Source organism: Nonomuraea sp. NPDC004702, assembly GCF_053601695.1.
Genome location: NZ_JBSGCE010000036.1, coordinates 98948 through 115371, shown reverse-complemented (window position 1 = coordinate 115371; position 16424 = coordinate 98948). Strand labels below are relative to the sequence as shown.

The window sequence follows — 16424 nt, the reverse complement described above, 5'->3', positions numbered from 1 at the left end:
CAGGCGTGCTCCACGTCCCCGCACCCCGTTCACCGGCCGGGAGAGTCACGCAGGCCCAGCTCAGGGCTTGATCAACTTACGCTCAGTGGCATTGGAGCAAGGGCCGTCGGGGCTACCGCTGTTGACGGGCTTCTCCGGTGGATTGTCGCTGATCTCAACCGGATGCCGACGTTGAGCGTTCATCATGCCGAGTTCCGGCATTACGGCTCTGGATATGCCTCCTTCGTTGATGTCTTCATCACCAAGCGCGACGGATCGATGCGCCATTCCGAGAACGGCTGGACGAACGTTGAGGGGTTGCCCCTTGTGCTGTCCCGGCTCGCTCCACTGGCAGCACTTTTCAAGCCTGACATCCAAACTTCGGGGCCAGGCAGGGTCGGTAGTCGCGGCATGCCGGAGCTGTCGCTGGTCACAGATACTGCTCTTCCGGGATGGGAGGAGGAGTATCGGCAGATTCGCCAGGTGCTCGATCGACACGATATCGCCCTGCTCGATTCTCAGGTCCTCAGCTTGCCGTTAGAGGCCGAGCTTCGGCCCGAAACAATTCTCGGCAGTCCGCCGTACAGCGTGTTCGATGCCTGGTTCCACTGGATGGATTGAGACGTCGAGTCCGTGCCATCAGCTCGGGAAGTCTTTCAAGATCATGCTCTCTGAGGTGTGAGAACGCTGACCTGGGCGGATGTCGGTCCAATCCCCGTGAGTCCCCGTGACTCCCCGGTGATCGCCGACCGTACGGGCACGCATCGGGCACGCACTCTCTGATCCGTAGGTCCCCGAACGATATTCAAGGCCACTCGGGATCGTTCGCCGCGCTGGCTGGCAGTCGCCCCACTGTTCAGGTTCGTTCGGCTCAGTTCATGATCGTCCACCCCGGGGGCTCCCAACGTGGCTCCCGCAACAAGCGGATGAAGGCGGAGCGGACTCTGGCGGTGCGATGCTTCGTGGCCTGCGGTGGAACACACACGCGATCGGACCAAGCCGCTTCCGATCCGCATGCTCAGGCCCGAAATCCTGTACGCCAGTAGCCTTGATCATCAGCCTGGGAACCCGCGACGACGCTATTACGCCAAGCCTGGCGCCCCTCTGCATGCCGTCCAGGCTTATGCGGCCGCGCACGACGAACAGGCCCCAAGTCCGCCTCATCCTTGCGTGCTTCCCACCCACGGGTGAGCGCTCAGCCCCGCTGACCGGGACGTTCCACGATCAACGACGTCAGCAAAGCCGTGCTCCACACCGCTCCCTTGCGGGTGGCGGGCTCGCTGCTGCCAGGCATGAACGCATCGCGCAGCCAGACCGTCCGAGTTCCCAGGTAGCGATAGGTGGCCGGATCCAGGATCTCGTATCGGCGGAAGGGCCGCGCATCGCCGGCGCGCTCCAGCCAGACGCCCAGCCCACTGCGACCGGCGGCGTCGCTCACGCCTTGCTCGATCCGGACGCCGGGAATGAGCGCCAGAGCGCGGAACATGGCCGCCTCCAGCCGTGGTGGCATCGTGCCGTACCTGCTCAGGTAGAGCATGATCACGCGATAAGCGCGGGCGTCGGCGGGTTCGACGCTCTTGGGCACTCCCTCCTCGCGGGCTCCCTCGATCCAGTGACGATCACCTGTGATCTTGACCAGCAGCTTCCTCGGGTCAGTGGGCAGCTTGCGCAGCTTGGCGTCGTACTGCTGCGGCGACAGGTCGTCATCGCCGGGATCCAGCGGGTTGTGTTCCTTACCGACGGTGAGCTGGCCGTCCTCGCCGAAGGAGGCGGCCTGCCTGCCGTCATAGCGCAGCCATTGTTCCTGGGTCTTGGTCGTCTCTGAGTTCGGCTGCTTGTCCAGAGTCTTGGTGTAGTGCCACTGCGTCGGCAGCGGCACCTGGGCGCTCCTACGCCTGCTCGCCACATCGGCGGCGCGGACCAGCACCACGTTGGAGTCGAGCCGAACCACTGAGGGTGTAGCCGCCGGCCCCTGAGCGGGCGGTTGCGGCCATAGGCCGGCCACGGCGACCGAGGCGGCGGCCCCCAGCGCCCCGATCGCAAGCAGGCGGCGCCCCACTGATCGCCTGCGCCCCCGTATCCGCTTCAGCAGCCGCCGGCGCTCCGAGATGATCCACCCATGGCCGGGCTCGGGGACCTCGGCACGCCACTCGTGCAACGATCGCAGGTCATCCATCGAAAGACTCCTCTCGGGTCATCGCGGGGTCGGATCCGCCGAGCGCCTGACGTGTCCTCGTCCTGGCTCGGTTCAGGCGGGATCTGACAGTGCCGATCGGGATGTCCAGTGCACGGGCCACGTCCTGATATGACATGTCGGCCCAGGCCACGAGTAACAGCACCTCCCGATCACCGGGTGACAGCTTTGCCAGCGCAGCCGCCAGACCGGCCTGCTGTGCGGCGACCCGGTCATCGACACGCTCGGCGTAGGGCTCGACGACCTCGTCGATGCCGCTGCGGACCAGCGCCCGGTAGAACCGAACCTCCACGCGTCTGTGTCGGCTGATGAGCCGAGCGGTGATGCCGTACAGCCAAGGCCGTGCGTCAGGATGGCTCATGTCATAGCGGCCACGGCGCCGAAATGCGGTCAGAAAGGCGTCGGAGACGATGTCGTCGGCAAGAGAGGGGCCCAGCCGCCGGGCAACGTAACGCCGTAACGCGGGCGCGTGCCTGTCGAACAGGTCGGCGAAGGACTCCGGGTCGTGCTCCGACCGCCGTATCAGCTCGGCGTCGACAGCCCTACCGGATTCGTCATCGGTCACATGGTGCTCCAATCCCCTGAGCGGTGGTTCACCAGCTTTCGCCCGAGGGGGCGGCACGAGTTCGTGTCAGGCGATGTGATCTGCGTCACGCAGCGATCAGATAGCGACGCGACCCGCGACATTTGATCGAAAGGTTCCCAAACGATGTCCAGGGCCGTTCAAGCCAGTTCGCCGTGCAGGTCGTGACCGAGTCGCCTGTTCAGATCAATCCAACTCGGTCCGGAGCCGTACGGCCTGTTGGCTCCCAAAATCGGAGTGCCGACGGTTCATAGGGCGTCACTCGTCCTGCTGTCCAACAATCTCTGACCTGCGGTGCAGGCCCTCGCGCACACATGGAGACCTACGCCGAGCAGTCCGACGACGGGCACGTCTTCGTCGGCCCCAAGGGGGCCAAGCTCAGCGGCTGTCACTTCCAAGACCTTCGTCACACCGGGAACACCCCCGGAATCGAACCCGAGCTGTCAGCTTGGGAATGGGCTACTGATCTTGCCGTCCTGAGCTGGGGAAATGGGGAGCAGGTCAAGGCTGGTCGAGTGGCCGGGAGTCCCTGCGACTCACCGTTGATCACCGTCCGTTCTGGCATGCATCTGGCACGCAGTGATCGCGACCACTTCCCCAATGGCGCGATCGACAGCGCCGCTAAGGGGCGGTTGCCTGTGAGTACATCGTGCTGGTTTGTCAGTGAGGGATCTTGCGGTGACGACGTGATCACCAACTAGGCACAGCATGTATGGCTTGCATATAGAGTTGCGACCCGCCGGTGTCCAGCGAGGGAAGACAGGGGGGATCTTCCTGATGAGCAGCCGCTTCGGGCCGATCGCAAAGCTCGGCGTCTGGTGCGCATCCGCACTGCTGGCAGGTCTGGGATTCGGTGTTGTCACCAATCTTGCTCAGGGCTGGCTTCCAGGCGCCTGGAACCAGGTCGCCAACTCCGGTGCTGTCTGGTGTGTCCCAGCGTTCGTCGTCGGCGCCCTGCTTGCCGGCTGGGCGTCAGCGCGGTCAGCCGCCGTCGCCGGCCTGTGTGCCTCGATCGGCCTGGTCGTTGGGTATTACGGGTACGCGGAGTTCGGCCGTGACGGCATGGGCAGCCTCACCTATCCGCTGGTGTGGCTTGTGATGGCGGTCATCAGCGGCCCGTTGTTCGGCGTGGCTGGGCTGTGGTGGTGGAACGGACGCACCATCCGTAACCGTGTCATAGGGCTCGCCGCGCTGGGAGGTGTCTTCGGGATGGAAAGCATCCTCTATGGCTTCGTCCTGCATTACGCCCCGCAGGCATGGGCCTGTCTGGCCGTCCTGGTCCTTGTACCGCTGGTGATGGCACGCCGGCAAAGAGAGCGGATGCCGACCCTGCTGACGGCCCTGGCCCTCGCGCCACTGGCGTACTTGGTCGTCGGATTCCCACTTCAGTACGTGACGACATGAGATGGATCGCCACGCGCTTCACTTGGCCAGGGGTTCTTAGAGGGATCCGTCAACGGCTGTCCGGCAGGATCGACACATGACCGTGGACGTTGGAACCACAACATCTATTATCCCCGCATCCTGCGCGCGATCCCTGATGGTCACCAGCGCGCCCTCGACGTAGGTTGCGGCGAGGGCATGGTCGCCCGCGAACTGCGACGGACCGTGCCGAGCGTTGTCCGCCGAGATGTTGCCTGGCTACCAGTCTCTCCGTCGCCTTCTGTTGCGCTACTGCATCATCTGGCGCAAGCCGCAGGACTGAGCAAGTTCGGCTGATGGCTCTAGAAATGATCAAGGTCCGGGTCGGGATTCACTCCGTGACCTGGGGCATGTGGAGCGGGTGACGGAGACCGAACCCGCGCTGTCAGCTTGGGAACCATCTACTGATCTTGCTGTGCTGAGTAAACGGGGGTGCAGGCCAGAGTGGGTCGAGCAGCCGTGAGTTCCCGTGAATGACCGCGGCTCCCTGGCCGTTCTGGCACGGATCTGGCACGCGATCAAAGTCGTGATCTTTCCTTGTCCCCGAAACCAGGGCCCATCATTCGGTCGGCGGCCTCGGCCAATCCACGGCCGGGCACGCCGCTGCTCCCGATGCAAGGCAGTGGTCGAGCTCGCGAGCGTCGAGCCATGCCTGGTGAGCGGCGTAGATCTTGCGCAGTCCGTCGTGCTTCTGGCGCAATGCCAGAAAGTCATCCAGGCATTGCAGCAGTACCTCGACGGCGCGGGCGTCGGCGTCGGGGTCCATGTCGCGCACGCTCTTCGGGCCCTCCGGCTCGGTCAGGCGCAGGACGAGACTCCACCAGACCAGGTTGTCCCCACACCCGACACGGGTCACCAGCCATTCCCGGAAGCCGGTGAGCAGGATGCCCGCGTTTCCGTGATCACAGCCTTCGATGAACGCAACGACGCTGGTGAAGTCCGCCCGAGGCAGATACATGAGTGGCCGCTTGTGGAGCGCGGAGAACAGCTCCCGATAGTTCTCGATCATCAACCCGTTTCACCGCCTGTGTGTTTGTCCGCCCGCTTATCGATCCTGCCCTGCCGGGCTTGCGGTGTGATTTGACTACGCCCGCCGACGAAGAAAGGCCATCGGAACGCAAGTCAATGTGGTGATGGCCATCAGCGCCAAGCAGGGTAGAGCGTCGATTCGAATGTTCATCTCTGGCTGGTAAGTATTCATGTACCACTCGTCCAACGCAGCCAGGAGCCAGGCGGCTGCTGGCCACAGGAGATAGTGGGAGTGCCGCTGCGTGCGTCGAAACGCCAAGAACAAGGCCACGAAGATGACTCCACCCAGCGTTAGGGGGATGGTCTGATACAGCATTCCGATCAGTTGGGCCACGTGAAGACCTCAGTACGTAGGGTGTGAAGCTCCGCCACTATAGATTTGTTGCGGCCCGCGCGCACCTTCCCCGCCTGACGCTCCTATGTGCAAGGGCGTTGCGCAGAGTTTCGTCTTGAGCCGTGCTTGTCGGAGAACAAGGCGAGGTAGGCGGCGCCAGCCGAGTTCAGGACGTTGGTCCATTCAGGATGGTCGAGATACGCGTTGTCCGGAGCGGTTGGGCCGAGGTCATCGAGTACGTGCAAGAGGGCGTCGACCACCGTCTGCACGAGGTCTGCTTCTCGTTGATCGAAGAAGAGATGGGGGATCAGGGCTCGTGCGCCGTGTTGGTCGATGGAGGTGTCGTCGATGAGCCGGTGCACGGCAGCGGTGAGGTCCGGCCGTCCTTTCCCGGATCGCCAGTGTTGGTCCTGGTAGTCGCGGTCACTCAGGGCTCGCAGTGATTCGAGCACGTCCTTGCGTCGCTCTGGCCACTGCACGGGCTGTTGGCCCGGATGTTCTTCCTCCACGGACGCCAAGCTACTTGGGGGCCTGTCGATGTCGCGTTGCCCAGGCGCTCCACCCATTGCCGTACCTGGGCGTTCTCCTCTTCGAGTCGTTTCTTGCTGCCGGACAGGCCGCCGCTCCTTCGTTCGGCCAGCTGCGGTGTGCGGAGGCCCTGCGGGCATCTCCTCAGGAACCCCAGTACTCCCAGTCGGCGGGAGCTGGTGGCCATGACGGATCCGGCTGCCACCCCTGCGGCGGCTTCCACCCGCTGGGTGGAACCGGTCATCCAGGAGGAGAGCTGAACCGGTACTCGGGCGAAGGCCCTCCTCAGATGTACGCGACGGCCATGCACAGGTGAGATGGCCGTGGGCGGGATCCGGGTTACAGGATGCAAGCATTCGTGCGCGTTTTTCCGATCAGGGCGTAGCTTCCGTGGGTCCTGATCGGGTGCGTCGGAGTCCCGACTCTGAGACTTCCTCTGCTTGGTGCGCCTGACTGGTCACTGCGCAGTCAGGCCACCATCGCGGACTAAAAGCATTGATCGACTAGGCCTTGCGACAGAGCATGCCGGGCACATCGTCAACCTCTGAGCAAGCTCGTGGAGGAAGCGAAGACGCAGGCCGCGCGGCGGGGAGTTCGAGGGGCGGTAGCCCCCCGCCATCTGGCGAAGCCTCAGGAAGGCAGTCCGAGCGAAGCGAGGCCGGTCAGGGGTGGGCATCGGCAGGCCCACCGGGTAACCAGGCAACGGGTGGGTGGCGTCTGCTCGGGGAGCCCTCAAAGAGGCGGAGTGCTGAGGAGTTGGAGCGGGTGACGGGAATCGAACCCGCGCTGTCAGCTTGGGAAGCTGATGTTCTGCCATTGAACTACACCCGCACGAACCGAAGTACGCGTCCCCACTGTAGCGGAAACTTGCCCCCCAACAGCAAACCCAACGCCCCACCTTTTCCGGCCGGGACGGTAAGTTGGCTCACCGTGTTGCTATCTGACCGTGACATCCTTGCTGAGATCGACTCCGGCCGGCTCGCCCTAGACCCCTTCCACCAGGACATGATCCAGCCGTCCAGCATCGACGTACGGCTCGACCGCTACTTCCGTGTCTTCGAGAACCACAAGTACCCCCATATCGACCCCTCCGTGGAGCAGCCGGATCTCACGCGGATGGTCGAGCCGGCCGGTGACGAGCCGTTCATCCTGCATCCGGGGGAGTTCGTGCTGGCCTCCACCTATGAGGTGATCACGCTCCCGGACGACCTGGCCTCGCGGCTGGAGGGGAAGAGCTCGCTCGGACGGCTGGGCCTGCTGACGCACTCCACCGCCGGGTTCATCGATCCGGGTTTCAGCGGGCACGTCACGCTTGAGCTGTCCAACGTGGCGACCTTGCCCATCAAGCTGTGGCCGGGCATGAAGATCGGGCAGTTGTGCGTGTTCCGGCTCAGCTCGCCCGCCGAGCACCCGTACGGATCGGCCAAGTACGGGTCCCGGTATCAGGGGCAGCGGGGCCCGACTCCGTCCCGGTCGTTCAGGAACTTCCACCGGACGAAGATTTGAGTGAACAACAGGTGAACATTTAGCGAACGTCGCGGAAGGATGAGCCCTCCGCACACCCCACAACAGGCCACGTCACCGGCCGGATTTCCCTGCAAAAAGCGGCCAAACTACTCCGGACGCCGGTGTCGCACAACATACGCAGGGTAGCCAGAAGGCGAAGGGGACATGAAGTTCGCATTTCGCCTGGTAACCCGTACCCTCTTCCACGGACCATCCCCGCACATCTGGAGAACGACGTGCGCCTGCGTCTCACGCCACGTGAGGACAGCTACTACGACCTGTTCGCCGACTCCGCGAACAACCTGGTCACGGCATCCCGTCTGCTGGTCGAGATCATCAGTGACGGATCGGACAGGGAAGCCCTGGCCGAGAAGATGCGCGCCTGCGAGCACGCCGGTGACGAACGCACCCATGCGATCATGAACCGGCTCAACGAGAGCTTCATCACTCCGTTCGACCGTGAGGACATCTACCGCCTCGCCTCCAACCTCGACGACGTGATGGACGCGATGGAGGCCGCCTCCGACCTCATCGTCCTCTACCAGATCGACCATCTCCCCAAAGACGTGGTCCGGCAGGTCGAGGTCCTGGAACGCGCCGCCGAGCTGACCGCCGAGGCGATGCCCCGGCTGCGTTCCATGAAGAACCTCAACGAGTACTGGATCGAGGTCAACCGCCTGGAGAACCAGGGTGACCAGGTCTACCGCAGGCTGCTGGCCAAGCTGTTCAGCGGCGAGTACGACGCGCTCACCGTCATGAAGATGAAGGAGGTCGTCGACGCCCTGGAGGAGGCCGCCGACGCCTTCGAGCACGTGGCCAACACCGTCGAGTCGATCGCGGTCAAGGAAAGCTAGGCCCAGTGGACCTCACGCTCGCCCTCGTCATCGGCGTGGTCGTCATCTCCCTGGCCTTCGACTACACCAACGGGTTCCACGACGCGGCGAACGCCATCGCGACCTCCGTCTCGACCCGGGCGCTCACCCCCAGGGCCGCGCTGTTCATGGCCGCGGCGATGAACTTCATCGGCGCCCACCTGGGCACTCAGGTGGCCCAGACCGTCGGAAAAGGGATCATCGACGCTCCCAACGGTCCGCACGGCCTGGTCGTCGTGGCCGCGGCGCTCATCGGCGCGATCGTCTGGAACCTGATCACCTGGTACTTCGGGCTGCCCTCCTCCTCCAGTCACGCGCTCATCGGCGGCCTGGTGGGCTCCGCGCTGGCCTCGGCCAGCGTGGTGCACTGGGACGGCGTCGTCGAGAAGGTCGTCATCCCGATGATCCTGTCGCCGCTGATCGGGTTCAGCCTCGCCGCGCTGATCATGATCGCAATTTACTGGATCTTCCGCAACAGCCAGCCGGGCAGGACCAACCGCGGCTTCCGCTACGCGCAGACCGTCTCGGCCGCCGCCATGGCGCTCGGGCACGGCCTGCAGGACGCGCAGAAGACGATGGGCGTCATCTTCCTGGCGCTCACGGTCGGCGGGTACGCCAGCCCCGGCGAGGGGATCCCGCAGTGGGTCATCCTGAGCGCCGCCGGTGCGATCTCGCTCGGCACGTACGCCGGCGGGTGGCGCATCATGCGCACGCTCGGCCGGCGGATCATCGCGCTCGACCCGCCCCAGGGGTTCGCCGCCGAGTCGGCCGCGGCCACCGTCCTGTACGGAGCCGCGATCGGGTTCGGCGCGCCGATCTCCACCACCCACACCATCACCACGGCGATCATGGGCGTCGGCGCGACCAAGCGGCTGAGCGCCGTGCGGTGGGGCGTGGCCGGCAACATCGTGACCGCCTGGGTGCTCACCATCCCGGCGGCGGCCCTCGTGGCGGCGCTGGCCTACGGCGTCCTCCACCTGATGGTGGAGTAGGGCCTGATGGTGAGTAGGGCCTGACGGTGGAGTGGGGCGCCGGTGGCTTTCCGCCGGCGTACATCAGCCGGGGGCTATCCGTCGGCGTACCTCTGCCGGGGGCTGTCCGCCGGCGTACCTCTGCCGGGAGCTATCCGCCGGCGTACATCACGTCCACGTCCCAGCGGGCGAAGCCCAGGGACTCGTACAGCCTGATCGCGGCCGTGTTGGCCTCGTCCACGTAGAGCATCGCGTGGGCGAGGCCGCGCGAGCGCAGGTGGGTCAGTCCGGCCAGGGTGAGCGCCCGGCCCAGGCCGGTGCCCTGCTGGGAGGGGTCGACGCCCACGACGTAGACCTCGCCGAGCGGCTCGTGGCCGTGCTCGGACGAGCCGTGGACCTTGGTCCAGTGGAAGCCGGCGAGTCGGTCGCCGCGGACGGCCAGGAAGAAGCCCTCGGGGTCGAACCAGGGCTCGCGCTCGCGCCGGTGCAGGTCGTCGAGCGTCCAGGCGCCCTGCTCGGGGTGGTGGGCGAAGGCGGCGGAGTTCACCTTGAGCCACGCCTCCTCGTCCTGACCCGGGACGAACGTGCGCAGCTCCACACCTTCCGGAAGCGTGTAGGGCGGCAGCGGGGCGAACAGCGAGCGGCGCATCTGCCACAGCGAGCGCACCCGGTCGAAGCCGAACGACGCGGCCAGCGCCCCGGCGCCGGCGTGGTCGCCGTGCGCCCACAGCCGCACCCTGCCGCCGGTCAGCTCCAGCACGGCCCGCAGCAGCCGCGTCCCGTGGCCCTGTCGCCGGTAGGCGGGATGGATGACCAGTTCCGCGCTCGGCCCCTCGACCTCGTCGGTCGGGTCGACGTGCGCGTAGCCCGCGGGCGCGCCGTCGTCGGCGTGCAGCAGCAATGAGCGGGCACGGGGGTCGCCGCCGTACCGGAGATGGAGCATCACGTGCTCGTTGAGCGGGCGGACCCCGTCCGTCTCGGTCGCCGCCTCGACGATGCGGAGAACCTGGGAGACCTCGTCGTCGTCGAGCCGTTCGCAGATCTTCACATGTGCACCCACATAAGGAACTCTAGGCGTACCAATGGCGAACAATGCCATGGGCTGCCCCGGTCAATCGTTACCTTTGCGACATTCGTTGCATAGGGAGACGTCGTAACGTCCCTCTCATGACGTCACGCACCCTCCTCCGGCTGTGCACGGCCGGCGCCGCCACCGCGGCCGGGATCGCCCTGGCCATGGCGCCCGCGGTCGCCGCGACCAGCGGCTCGGCCGATCGCGGAACCGGCCACGGCGGGCCGACCGTCCCGGTCCGCCTGCTGAGCATCAACGACCTGCACGGCAACCTCGAACCGCCGTCGGGCTCCTCCAGCCGCATCCTCGACCCGGACGGCCCCCTCGTCGACGCCGACGGCTCGCTGACCGGGCTGCCCGGCGGCAAGTACTCGATCGCCGGCGGCGCGTCGTACCTGGCGACGTACGTCAAGCAGGCGCGTACCGAGAACACGCTGCTCGTGGCGGCGGGCGACCTGATCGGCGCGTCCCCGCTCATCTCGGCCGCCTACCACGACGAGCCCACCCTGGAGGTGCTCGGCTCGCTCGGCCTCAACGCCACCGCGGCCGGCAACCACGAGTTCGACGAGGGGTACGCCGAGCTGCAGCGCCTCATGAACGGCGGCTGCCACCCGGTGGACGGCTGCTCGCCCGCCGGCCAGTGGAAGGGCACGGACTTCGACTTCCTCGCCGCCAACGTCCTCAAGGAGGGCTCCGGCCAGTACGCCCTGCCGCCGTTCTACGTCAAGAAGATCAACGGCGTGCAGGTGGGCTTCATCGGCCTGGTGACGGCGACCACGCCGACCATCGTCACCGCCGAGGGCATCAAGGGCCTGCAGTTCACCGAGGAGGTCGCCGCGGCGAACCGGGCCTCGGCCTATCTGGCGCGCAGGGGCGTCAAGGCGCAGGTCGTCCTGATGCACGAGGGCGACTCGACCACCCCGAACCAGAGCCCGGACGCGTGCTCGGCGAACACCGCCAACGCCGGCTCGCGTATCGCCAGGGAGCTGAACCCGCAGATCGACCTGGTCATCAGCGGCCACTCGCACCAGGCCTACATCTGCAAGACCAAGGACCCGGCGGGCCAGGACCGCTACTACACGCAGGGCTCGTCGTTCGGCCGCGTGCTGACCCAGATCGACCTGCGGGTCGACAAGCGCACCCGGGACGTGGTCCGCTCCTCGGTCACCGCGGACAACAAGGTCGTCGCCCGTACGGTCACCCCGGACCCGGAGGTCGAGGCGCAAGTTCAGACGTGGCGGACGCGCAGCGCCGAAGTGGCCAACCGCAAGATCGGCTCGATCACCGGTGACATCACCAACGTCGTCACCAACACCTCGGCCGCGACCACCAGGCCGGAGACGCCGCTCGGCGACCTCATCGCCGACTCCCAGCTGGAGGCGGCCAAGCCGGCGGGCGCCGAGATCGCGCTGATGAACCCGGGCGGCATCCGCACCTCGCTGACGTACGCGCAGTCGGGGTCCGAGGGCGACGGCGTCGTCACCTACGGCGAGGCGTTCGCCGTCCAGCCGTTCAGCAACATCGTGCAGGTGCGCACGTACACGGGCGCGCAGCTCAAGGCGCTGCTGGAGCAGCAGGTCTGGACGCCCAACCCGGCGACGGGCGCGATCAACCACCGGCTGCTCCAGGTGTCGTCGTCGCTGACCTACACCTTCGACACCACCAAGCCGGTGGGGTCGCGCGTGTCGGACGTCAAGCTCAACGGCGCCCCCGTCACGGACACGCAGTCGATCAAGATCGCCGCGAACAACTTCCTGATGGGCGGCGGTGACGGCTTCTCGGTGTTCACGCAGAGCACGGACACGTGGAGCGGACCGGTCGATCTCGACGCGTTCACGGCGTACCTGACCGCGCACTCGCCGATCAGCCCGTCGGCGGCCAACCGCATCACGATGATCAAGTGATCTCCGGGCCGGAGGTCCCGCCGTGCGGGCCTCCGGCTCTTCCGGACAGAGCACGACGGCGTCTGTCCGGACAGAGCGCGACGGCGTGCGTCCGGACGCCAGGACCCGATGCGGTGAGCCGGACGTCAGGACCGGTGCGGTGAGTCGGCGGGGCGTTCCTGTTCGCGGTACAGCGGCAGGCAGGCCACCAGGCGGGCGCCCGGTTCGTGGTCGGCGACCTTCAGTGTGCCGCCGTGCGAGGCGCAGATCTCGCGGGACAGCGGCAGGCCCAGCCCGCTGCCGCCCTTCTCCTTCCGGCGGGCGTCCTCCAGCCGGGTGAAGCGTTCGAAGACGCGCTCGCGGTCGGCGGGCGGGATGCCGTCGCCGTCGTCGGTGACCGAGACGTAGACGTGGTCGCCCTCCACCCACACCTTGAGGTCGATCCGGTGCGCGGCGTGCCGGGTGGCGTTGTCCAGCAGGTTCGTCAGCAGCCGGTCGAGCTGGACGGGCGAGCCGAGGACGGGCGCGTGGGCGCACACGTCCACGACGATGGGGATCTTGCCGCCCTCGCGGCGGCGCACCTGCTCCTCGGCCAGGCGGCACATGTCGACGACGCGGCGGTCGGGGATGGCGCCGGCGTCCAGGCGGGCCAGCAGGAGCAGCTCGTCGATGATCCCGGTGAGGCGTTCGGCGGCGGCCAGGGCGCGGGCGCCGGTGGCGGGCCAGTCGGTCTCGTCGGGGTAGGCGTTGGCGACCTCCAGCTGGGTGCGCAGGGCGGAGATGGGGCTGCGCAGCTCGTGGGAGGCGTCGGCGACGAAGCGGCGCTGGGTCTCGGCCGAGCGTTCGAGGCGGTCCAGGGTGTGGTTGGTGGTGGTGGCCAGGTCGGTGATCTCGTCACCGGTCTCGGGGACGGGCACGCGCCGGCTCAGGTCGCGGCCGGTGATCTCGGCGAGCTCGGCGCGGATGCGCTCGACCGGGCGCAGCGCGGAGGCGACCACGACCCAGGTGATGCCGGCGACGATCACCAGGGCGATGGGCGTGCCGAGGAACACCGTGGCGTTCAGCCAGGACAGCGCCCGGTTGACGTCGCTGAGGGAGGAGGCGCCGTACACCGTGACGAGCCGGCCGTCGGGGGTGCGCACCTTCATCGCCATGATCAGGTACTGGGCCTCCTTCTCGTCCCTGAGGCCGGTGAGCGTGCTCTCGGCGCTGTAGAGGGTCTCCGGCTTGTCCACCCGCATGCCGGACAGCCGCTGGCCGTGGTGCAGGCCGGGGCTGGTGGCCAGCACGCGTCCGTCGGCGTCGACCACCTGCAGGAGCTGCACGCGGGCCGGAGCCTCCAGCGACGCGGGCAGCTGCCCGGCGCGGGCCTCGCTGGCCACCCTGCGGACGGCCAGCTCCACCCGGGTCTCCACCAGCCCGTGCAGGTTGTCCGGCCCGAGGGTGAGGGCGAGCGCGCCCGTGACGGCCAGGACCACTGCCGCCACCAATGTCGCGAGCGTGGTCAGGCGCCCGCGGATCGAGCGGGGAAAGAGCCTTTTCGCCATCCCCTGAGACCTACCCATGGAGACCTGAACGGGGAAAAGCCCGGATCGAGATTCGGCAAGCGGCCCGCAAAGAGGGGTGTCCCGCCGGGCCGGCCCGGCGTGGCGCTCGAATAGTGGATCACGTGGGAGGCGCCACGGGCAGGCCGCCGGTCCTCGCCGGGCGGCTGCCGCGACACATGGGCGAGGTGATCGATCTGTGCCGCATCATCACCACCTGAGCGGGTTCTGGGCCGCGCCGGCGCTCGTCGTGCTGGTGACGTACGTGGTGCTGGCCGGGCGGACGGCGTGGAGCCGGTGGCGTACCGCGAGCTTCGCGGGCGGCTGCGCGCTGGTGACCGTGGCGCTCACCGACCCCGTCGCAGCGCTGGCCGCGACCGACTTCCGCGGCCACGTGGTGCAGCACCTGCTGATCGGCATCGCGGCGCCCCTGTTCCTGGCCCTGGGCGCGCCGGTGACGCTGCTGCTGCGCTCGCTGCCGGTCGCGCAGGCCCGCCGCCTGACCCTGGCGCTCCGCGGGCCCGCCGTCCACCTGCCGGCCAACCCGTGGACCGCGCTGGCGCTCAGCGCCGGCGGCATGGCGGCCCTGTCCTGCACGCCCCTGTACGGGCTCGTCCCCGCGCCGGCGGTGCACGCGTACCTCCTGCTGACCGGTTACCTGTTCGCCTGGGTCGTCGCCGGGCCCGACCCCGCGCCGCGCCGCCCGCCGGTGCCGGTGCGGCTGGCCGTGGTCGGGGTGGCGGTCGCGGTGCACGCGGGGCTGTCCCAGGTGATGTACGCCGGATGGCTGGACCTGCCGGTGCCGTCCGACCAGCTCAGGGGCGCGGCGGAGATCATGTTCTACGGCGGGGGCGCCGGGGAGCTGCTGCTCGCCCTGGCCCTGGCGGCGTCCTGGCGGGCCCGGCGCACTCCCGAGCACGCCGACGTCGAGCTGCTCGCCCCCGGGCTGACCGCCCGGGTGCCGGGGGAGCCCGAGCCCGTCCGGCGGGTCCGCGTCCCCGACCGCGAGCCGGCGAGGACGCGCGGCCCGCTCACCCCCGCCGAGTACGGCGACGAGGACGATCCGGACCCCGCCGACCTGTAGCCGCCCGGCAGCGGCCCGGTCAGTGGGCGGCGCGGGAGCGGAAGAGGTCGTAGAGGGCGGCGGCCAGCGCCATGACCACGAACCCCAGCACCACCCACAGGCCGTGCCGGAAGGCCGTCGGCCAGCCCTGCGGCAGCGAGCCGAAGAACGCCGAGCCCGCCGCCGCGATGCCGATCGCCGACCCGAGCCGCTGCCCGGTCTGCAGCACCCCGGCGGCGCTCCCGCCGCCCGCGGGCGGCACCTCCGACAACGTGATCGCCTGGTTGGGCGAGATCACCAGGCCGCTGCCGATGCCCGCGACCAGCAGCGGCAGCGCGGTCGCGGCGCCCACGCCGGCCCCCGGCACCAGCAACGTCGCCACCATGGTCGCCAGCAGGCCCGCGATCACCGTCCCGAGCCCCACCGCGACCAGCTTCCTGCCCGCCCGGCCCACGAGCCTGCCGCCCACCACCGACGACCCGGCCGACCCCAGCGCGAACGGCGTGATCGACAACCCGGCCAGCAACGCGCTGTAGCCCTCGCCGCTCTGCAGGTACAGGGTGAAGGCGAAGAAGATCCCGGTGAACCCGGCGAAGTAGAACAGGGCGATGGCCGACCCGAGACTGTAGGACCGCCTGGCGAACAGCGACAGGTCCACCAGCGGCTCCCTGGGGTACAGCCGTTCCCAGAGCACGAACCCGGCCAGCACGAGCAGCGCGGCCGGCACGAGCAGCCACTTGGCCTCGCCCTTCCACTGGTGCTGCTGGATGAACGGCAGCAGCAGCGTCGCCACGCCCACGCCGAGCAGCAGCACGCCGACCGGGTCCATGCTCTCCCGCCGCCCGGTGCGCACCGGCCCGGGGACGGGCTCGGGCAGCCACTTCCAGGCCAGCGGCAGCAGCGCGATCCCGATGGGCAGGTTCACCAGGAACACCCACCGCCAGCCCTGCGCGGCCCCGAACCCGGTGACCAGCGCGCCGCCGATCAGCGGCCCGGCGGCGGTGGACACGCCGATGGTCGCGCCGAGCGCGCCGAAGGCCCGGCCGCGTTCGTGGCCCAGGAACATCTGCTGGATCAGGCCGGACACCTGCGGGTTCAGCATCCCGGCCGCCATGCCCTGCACGAGCCGGGCCGCGATCAGCACCGGCATGCTCCAGGCGAAGCCGCAGGCCGCGCTGGCCGCCGTGAACAGCACCACGCCCCACATGAACAGCGTCCTGCGGCTCCTGGCGTCGCCCATCCGCCCGGCCGGGACCAGCAGCAGGCCGAACGTGAGCGCGTAGCCGGACAGCGTCCACTGCAGGCCGTCGTCCGAGGCGTGCAGGCCCGCGCGGATGGAGGGCAGGGCGACGTTGACGATGCTCACGTCCAGGCCCGACATGAACGCCGCGACCAGGCACACGCCCAGCGCCCGCCTGCGCGTGTCGGAACCGGGTGCCTGCAT

At 68.1% G+C, this 16424-nt stretch carries 15 protein-coding genes and 1 tRNA gene; 8 read left to right on the top strand and 8 right to left on the bottom strand.

Going from position 1 to position 16424, the window contains the following annotated elements; translation table 11 throughout:
* The first annotated feature begins 162 nt into the window (after window positions 1-162).
* Window positions 163-600, top strand: coding sequence for a hypothetical protein (locus tag ACWEJ6_RS35230; RefSeq protein WP_452429383.1), 438 nt, complete (start codon window positions 163-165; stop codon window positions 598-600).
* A 574-nt stretch (window positions 601-1174) separates the two neighbouring features.
* Here the strand turns inward: ACWEJ6_RS35230 and ACWEJ6_RS35225 are convergent.
* Both ACWEJ6_RS35225 and ACWEJ6_RS35220 read right to left on the bottom strand, forming a co-directional pair.
* Window positions 1175-2155, bottom strand: a complete 981-nt coding sequence (locus tag ACWEJ6_RS35225) for a CU044_5270 family protein (protein ID WP_452429381.1) — start codon at window positions 2153-2155, stop codon at window positions 1175-1177.
* Window positions 2148-2738 (bottom strand): RNA polymerase sigma factor, encoded by a 591-nt coding sequence (locus ACWEJ6_RS35220; protein WP_452429379.1) that lies wholly within the window; start codon window positions 2736-2738, stop codon window positions 2148-2150. Before ACWEJ6_RS35220 ends, ACWEJ6_RS35225 begins: the two co-directional genes overlap by 8 nt.
* Before the next feature lie 332 nt (window positions 2739-3070).
* Here ACWEJ6_RS35220 and ACWEJ6_RS35215 point away from each other — a divergent pair, with 332 nt between their 5' ends.
* Complete coding sequence (locus tag ACWEJ6_RS35215; protein ID WP_452429377.1) at window positions 3071-3457, top strand: hypothetical protein; 387 nt, start codon at window positions 3071-3073, stop codon at window positions 3455-3457.
* 76 nt (window positions 3458-3533) lie between these two features.
* Window positions 3534-4160, top strand: coding sequence for a DUF6518 family protein (locus tag ACWEJ6_RS35210; protein WP_452429375.1), 627 nt, complete (start codon window positions 3534-3536; stop codon window positions 4158-4160).
* A gap of 577 nt (window positions 4161-4737) precedes the next feature.
* Here ACWEJ6_RS35210 and ACWEJ6_RS35205 read toward each other — a convergent pair.
* The 3 genes from ACWEJ6_RS35205 to ACWEJ6_RS35195 form a co-directional block, all read right to left on the bottom strand.
* Window positions 4738-5187: a hypothetical protein gene (locus ACWEJ6_RS35205; RefSeq protein WP_452429373.1), complete on the bottom strand. Its 450-nt coding sequence runs from the start codon at window positions 5185-5187 to the stop codon at window positions 4738-4740.
* A gap of 437 nt (window positions 5188-5624) precedes the next feature.
* A complete protein-coding gene (locus tag ACWEJ6_RS35200) occupies window positions 5625-6050 on the bottom strand; it encodes an SCO4402 family protein (protein WP_452429371.1) in 426 nt (141 codons plus the stop codon).
* A gap of 776 nt (window positions 6051-6826) precedes the next feature.
* Window positions 6827-6900, bottom strand: a tRNA-Gly gene (locus ACWEJ6_RS35195).
* Window positions 6901-6999: 99 nt separating this feature from the next.
* Between ACWEJ6_RS35195 and dcd the strand changes: the two genes are divergently transcribed.
* The 3 genes from dcd (at window position 7000) to ACWEJ6_RS35180 (ending at window position 9439) form a co-directional block, all read left to right on the top strand.
* A complete protein-coding gene (dcd, locus tag ACWEJ6_RS35190) occupies window positions 7000-7575 on the top strand; it encodes a dCTP deaminase (protein ID WP_452429369.1) in 576 nt (191 codons plus the stop codon).
* A gap of 236 nt (window positions 7576-7811) precedes the next feature.
* Window positions 7812-8429, top strand: coding sequence for a DUF47 domain-containing protein (locus ACWEJ6_RS35185; RefSeq protein ID WP_106243913.1), 618 nt, complete (start codon window positions 7812-7814; stop codon window positions 8427-8429).
* Between the two features lie 5 nt (window positions 8430-8434).
* The gene (locus ACWEJ6_RS35180; RefSeq protein ID WP_358289487.1) at window positions 8435-9439 is read left to right on the top strand and encodes an inorganic phosphate transporter; all 1005 of its coding nucleotides are present in this window, start codon (window positions 8435-8437) and stop codon (window positions 9437-9439) included.
* A 130-nt stretch (window positions 9440-9569) separates the two neighbouring features.
* Here the strand turns inward: ACWEJ6_RS35180 and mshD are convergent, their stop codons facing one another.
* A complete protein-coding gene (gene mshD, locus ACWEJ6_RS35175) occupies window positions 9570-10478 on the bottom strand; it encodes a mycothiol synthase (protein ID WP_452429366.1) in 909 nt (302 codons plus the stop codon).
* Between the two features lie 107 nt (window positions 10479-10585).
* Here mshD and ACWEJ6_RS35170 point away from each other — a divergent pair, with 107 nt between their 5' ends.
* Window positions 10586-12394: a bifunctional metallophosphatase/5'-nucleotidase gene (locus ACWEJ6_RS35170; protein ID WP_452429364.1), complete on the top strand. Its 1809-nt coding sequence runs from the start codon at window positions 10586-10588 to the stop codon at window positions 12392-12394.
* 125 nt (window positions 12395-12519) lie between these two features.
* Here the strand turns inward: ACWEJ6_RS35170 and ACWEJ6_RS35165 are convergent, their stop codons facing one another.
* Window positions 12520-13860 carry a sensor histidine kinase gene (locus ACWEJ6_RS35165; RefSeq protein ID WP_452429362.1) on the bottom strand — a complete coding sequence of 447 codons (1341 nt, stop codon included), beginning with the start codon at window positions 13858-13860 and terminating at the stop codon, window positions 12520-12522.
* Window positions 13861-14116: 256 nt separating this feature from the next.
* Between ACWEJ6_RS35165 and ACWEJ6_RS35160 the strand changes: the two genes are divergently transcribed.
* Entirely contained in the window at window positions 14117-15001 is an 885-nt protein-coding gene (locus ACWEJ6_RS35160) for a cytochrome c oxidase assembly protein (RefSeq protein ID WP_452429360.1), read from the top strand.
* Window positions 15002-15020: 19 nt separating this feature from the next.
* On the opposite strand, the gene ACWEJ6_RS35155 is transcribed toward ACWEJ6_RS35160, so the two are convergent.
* Window positions 15021-16424 (bottom strand): MFS transporter, encoded by a 1404-nt coding sequence (locus ACWEJ6_RS35155; RefSeq protein WP_452429358.1) that lies wholly within the window; start codon window positions 16422-16424, stop codon window positions 15021-15023.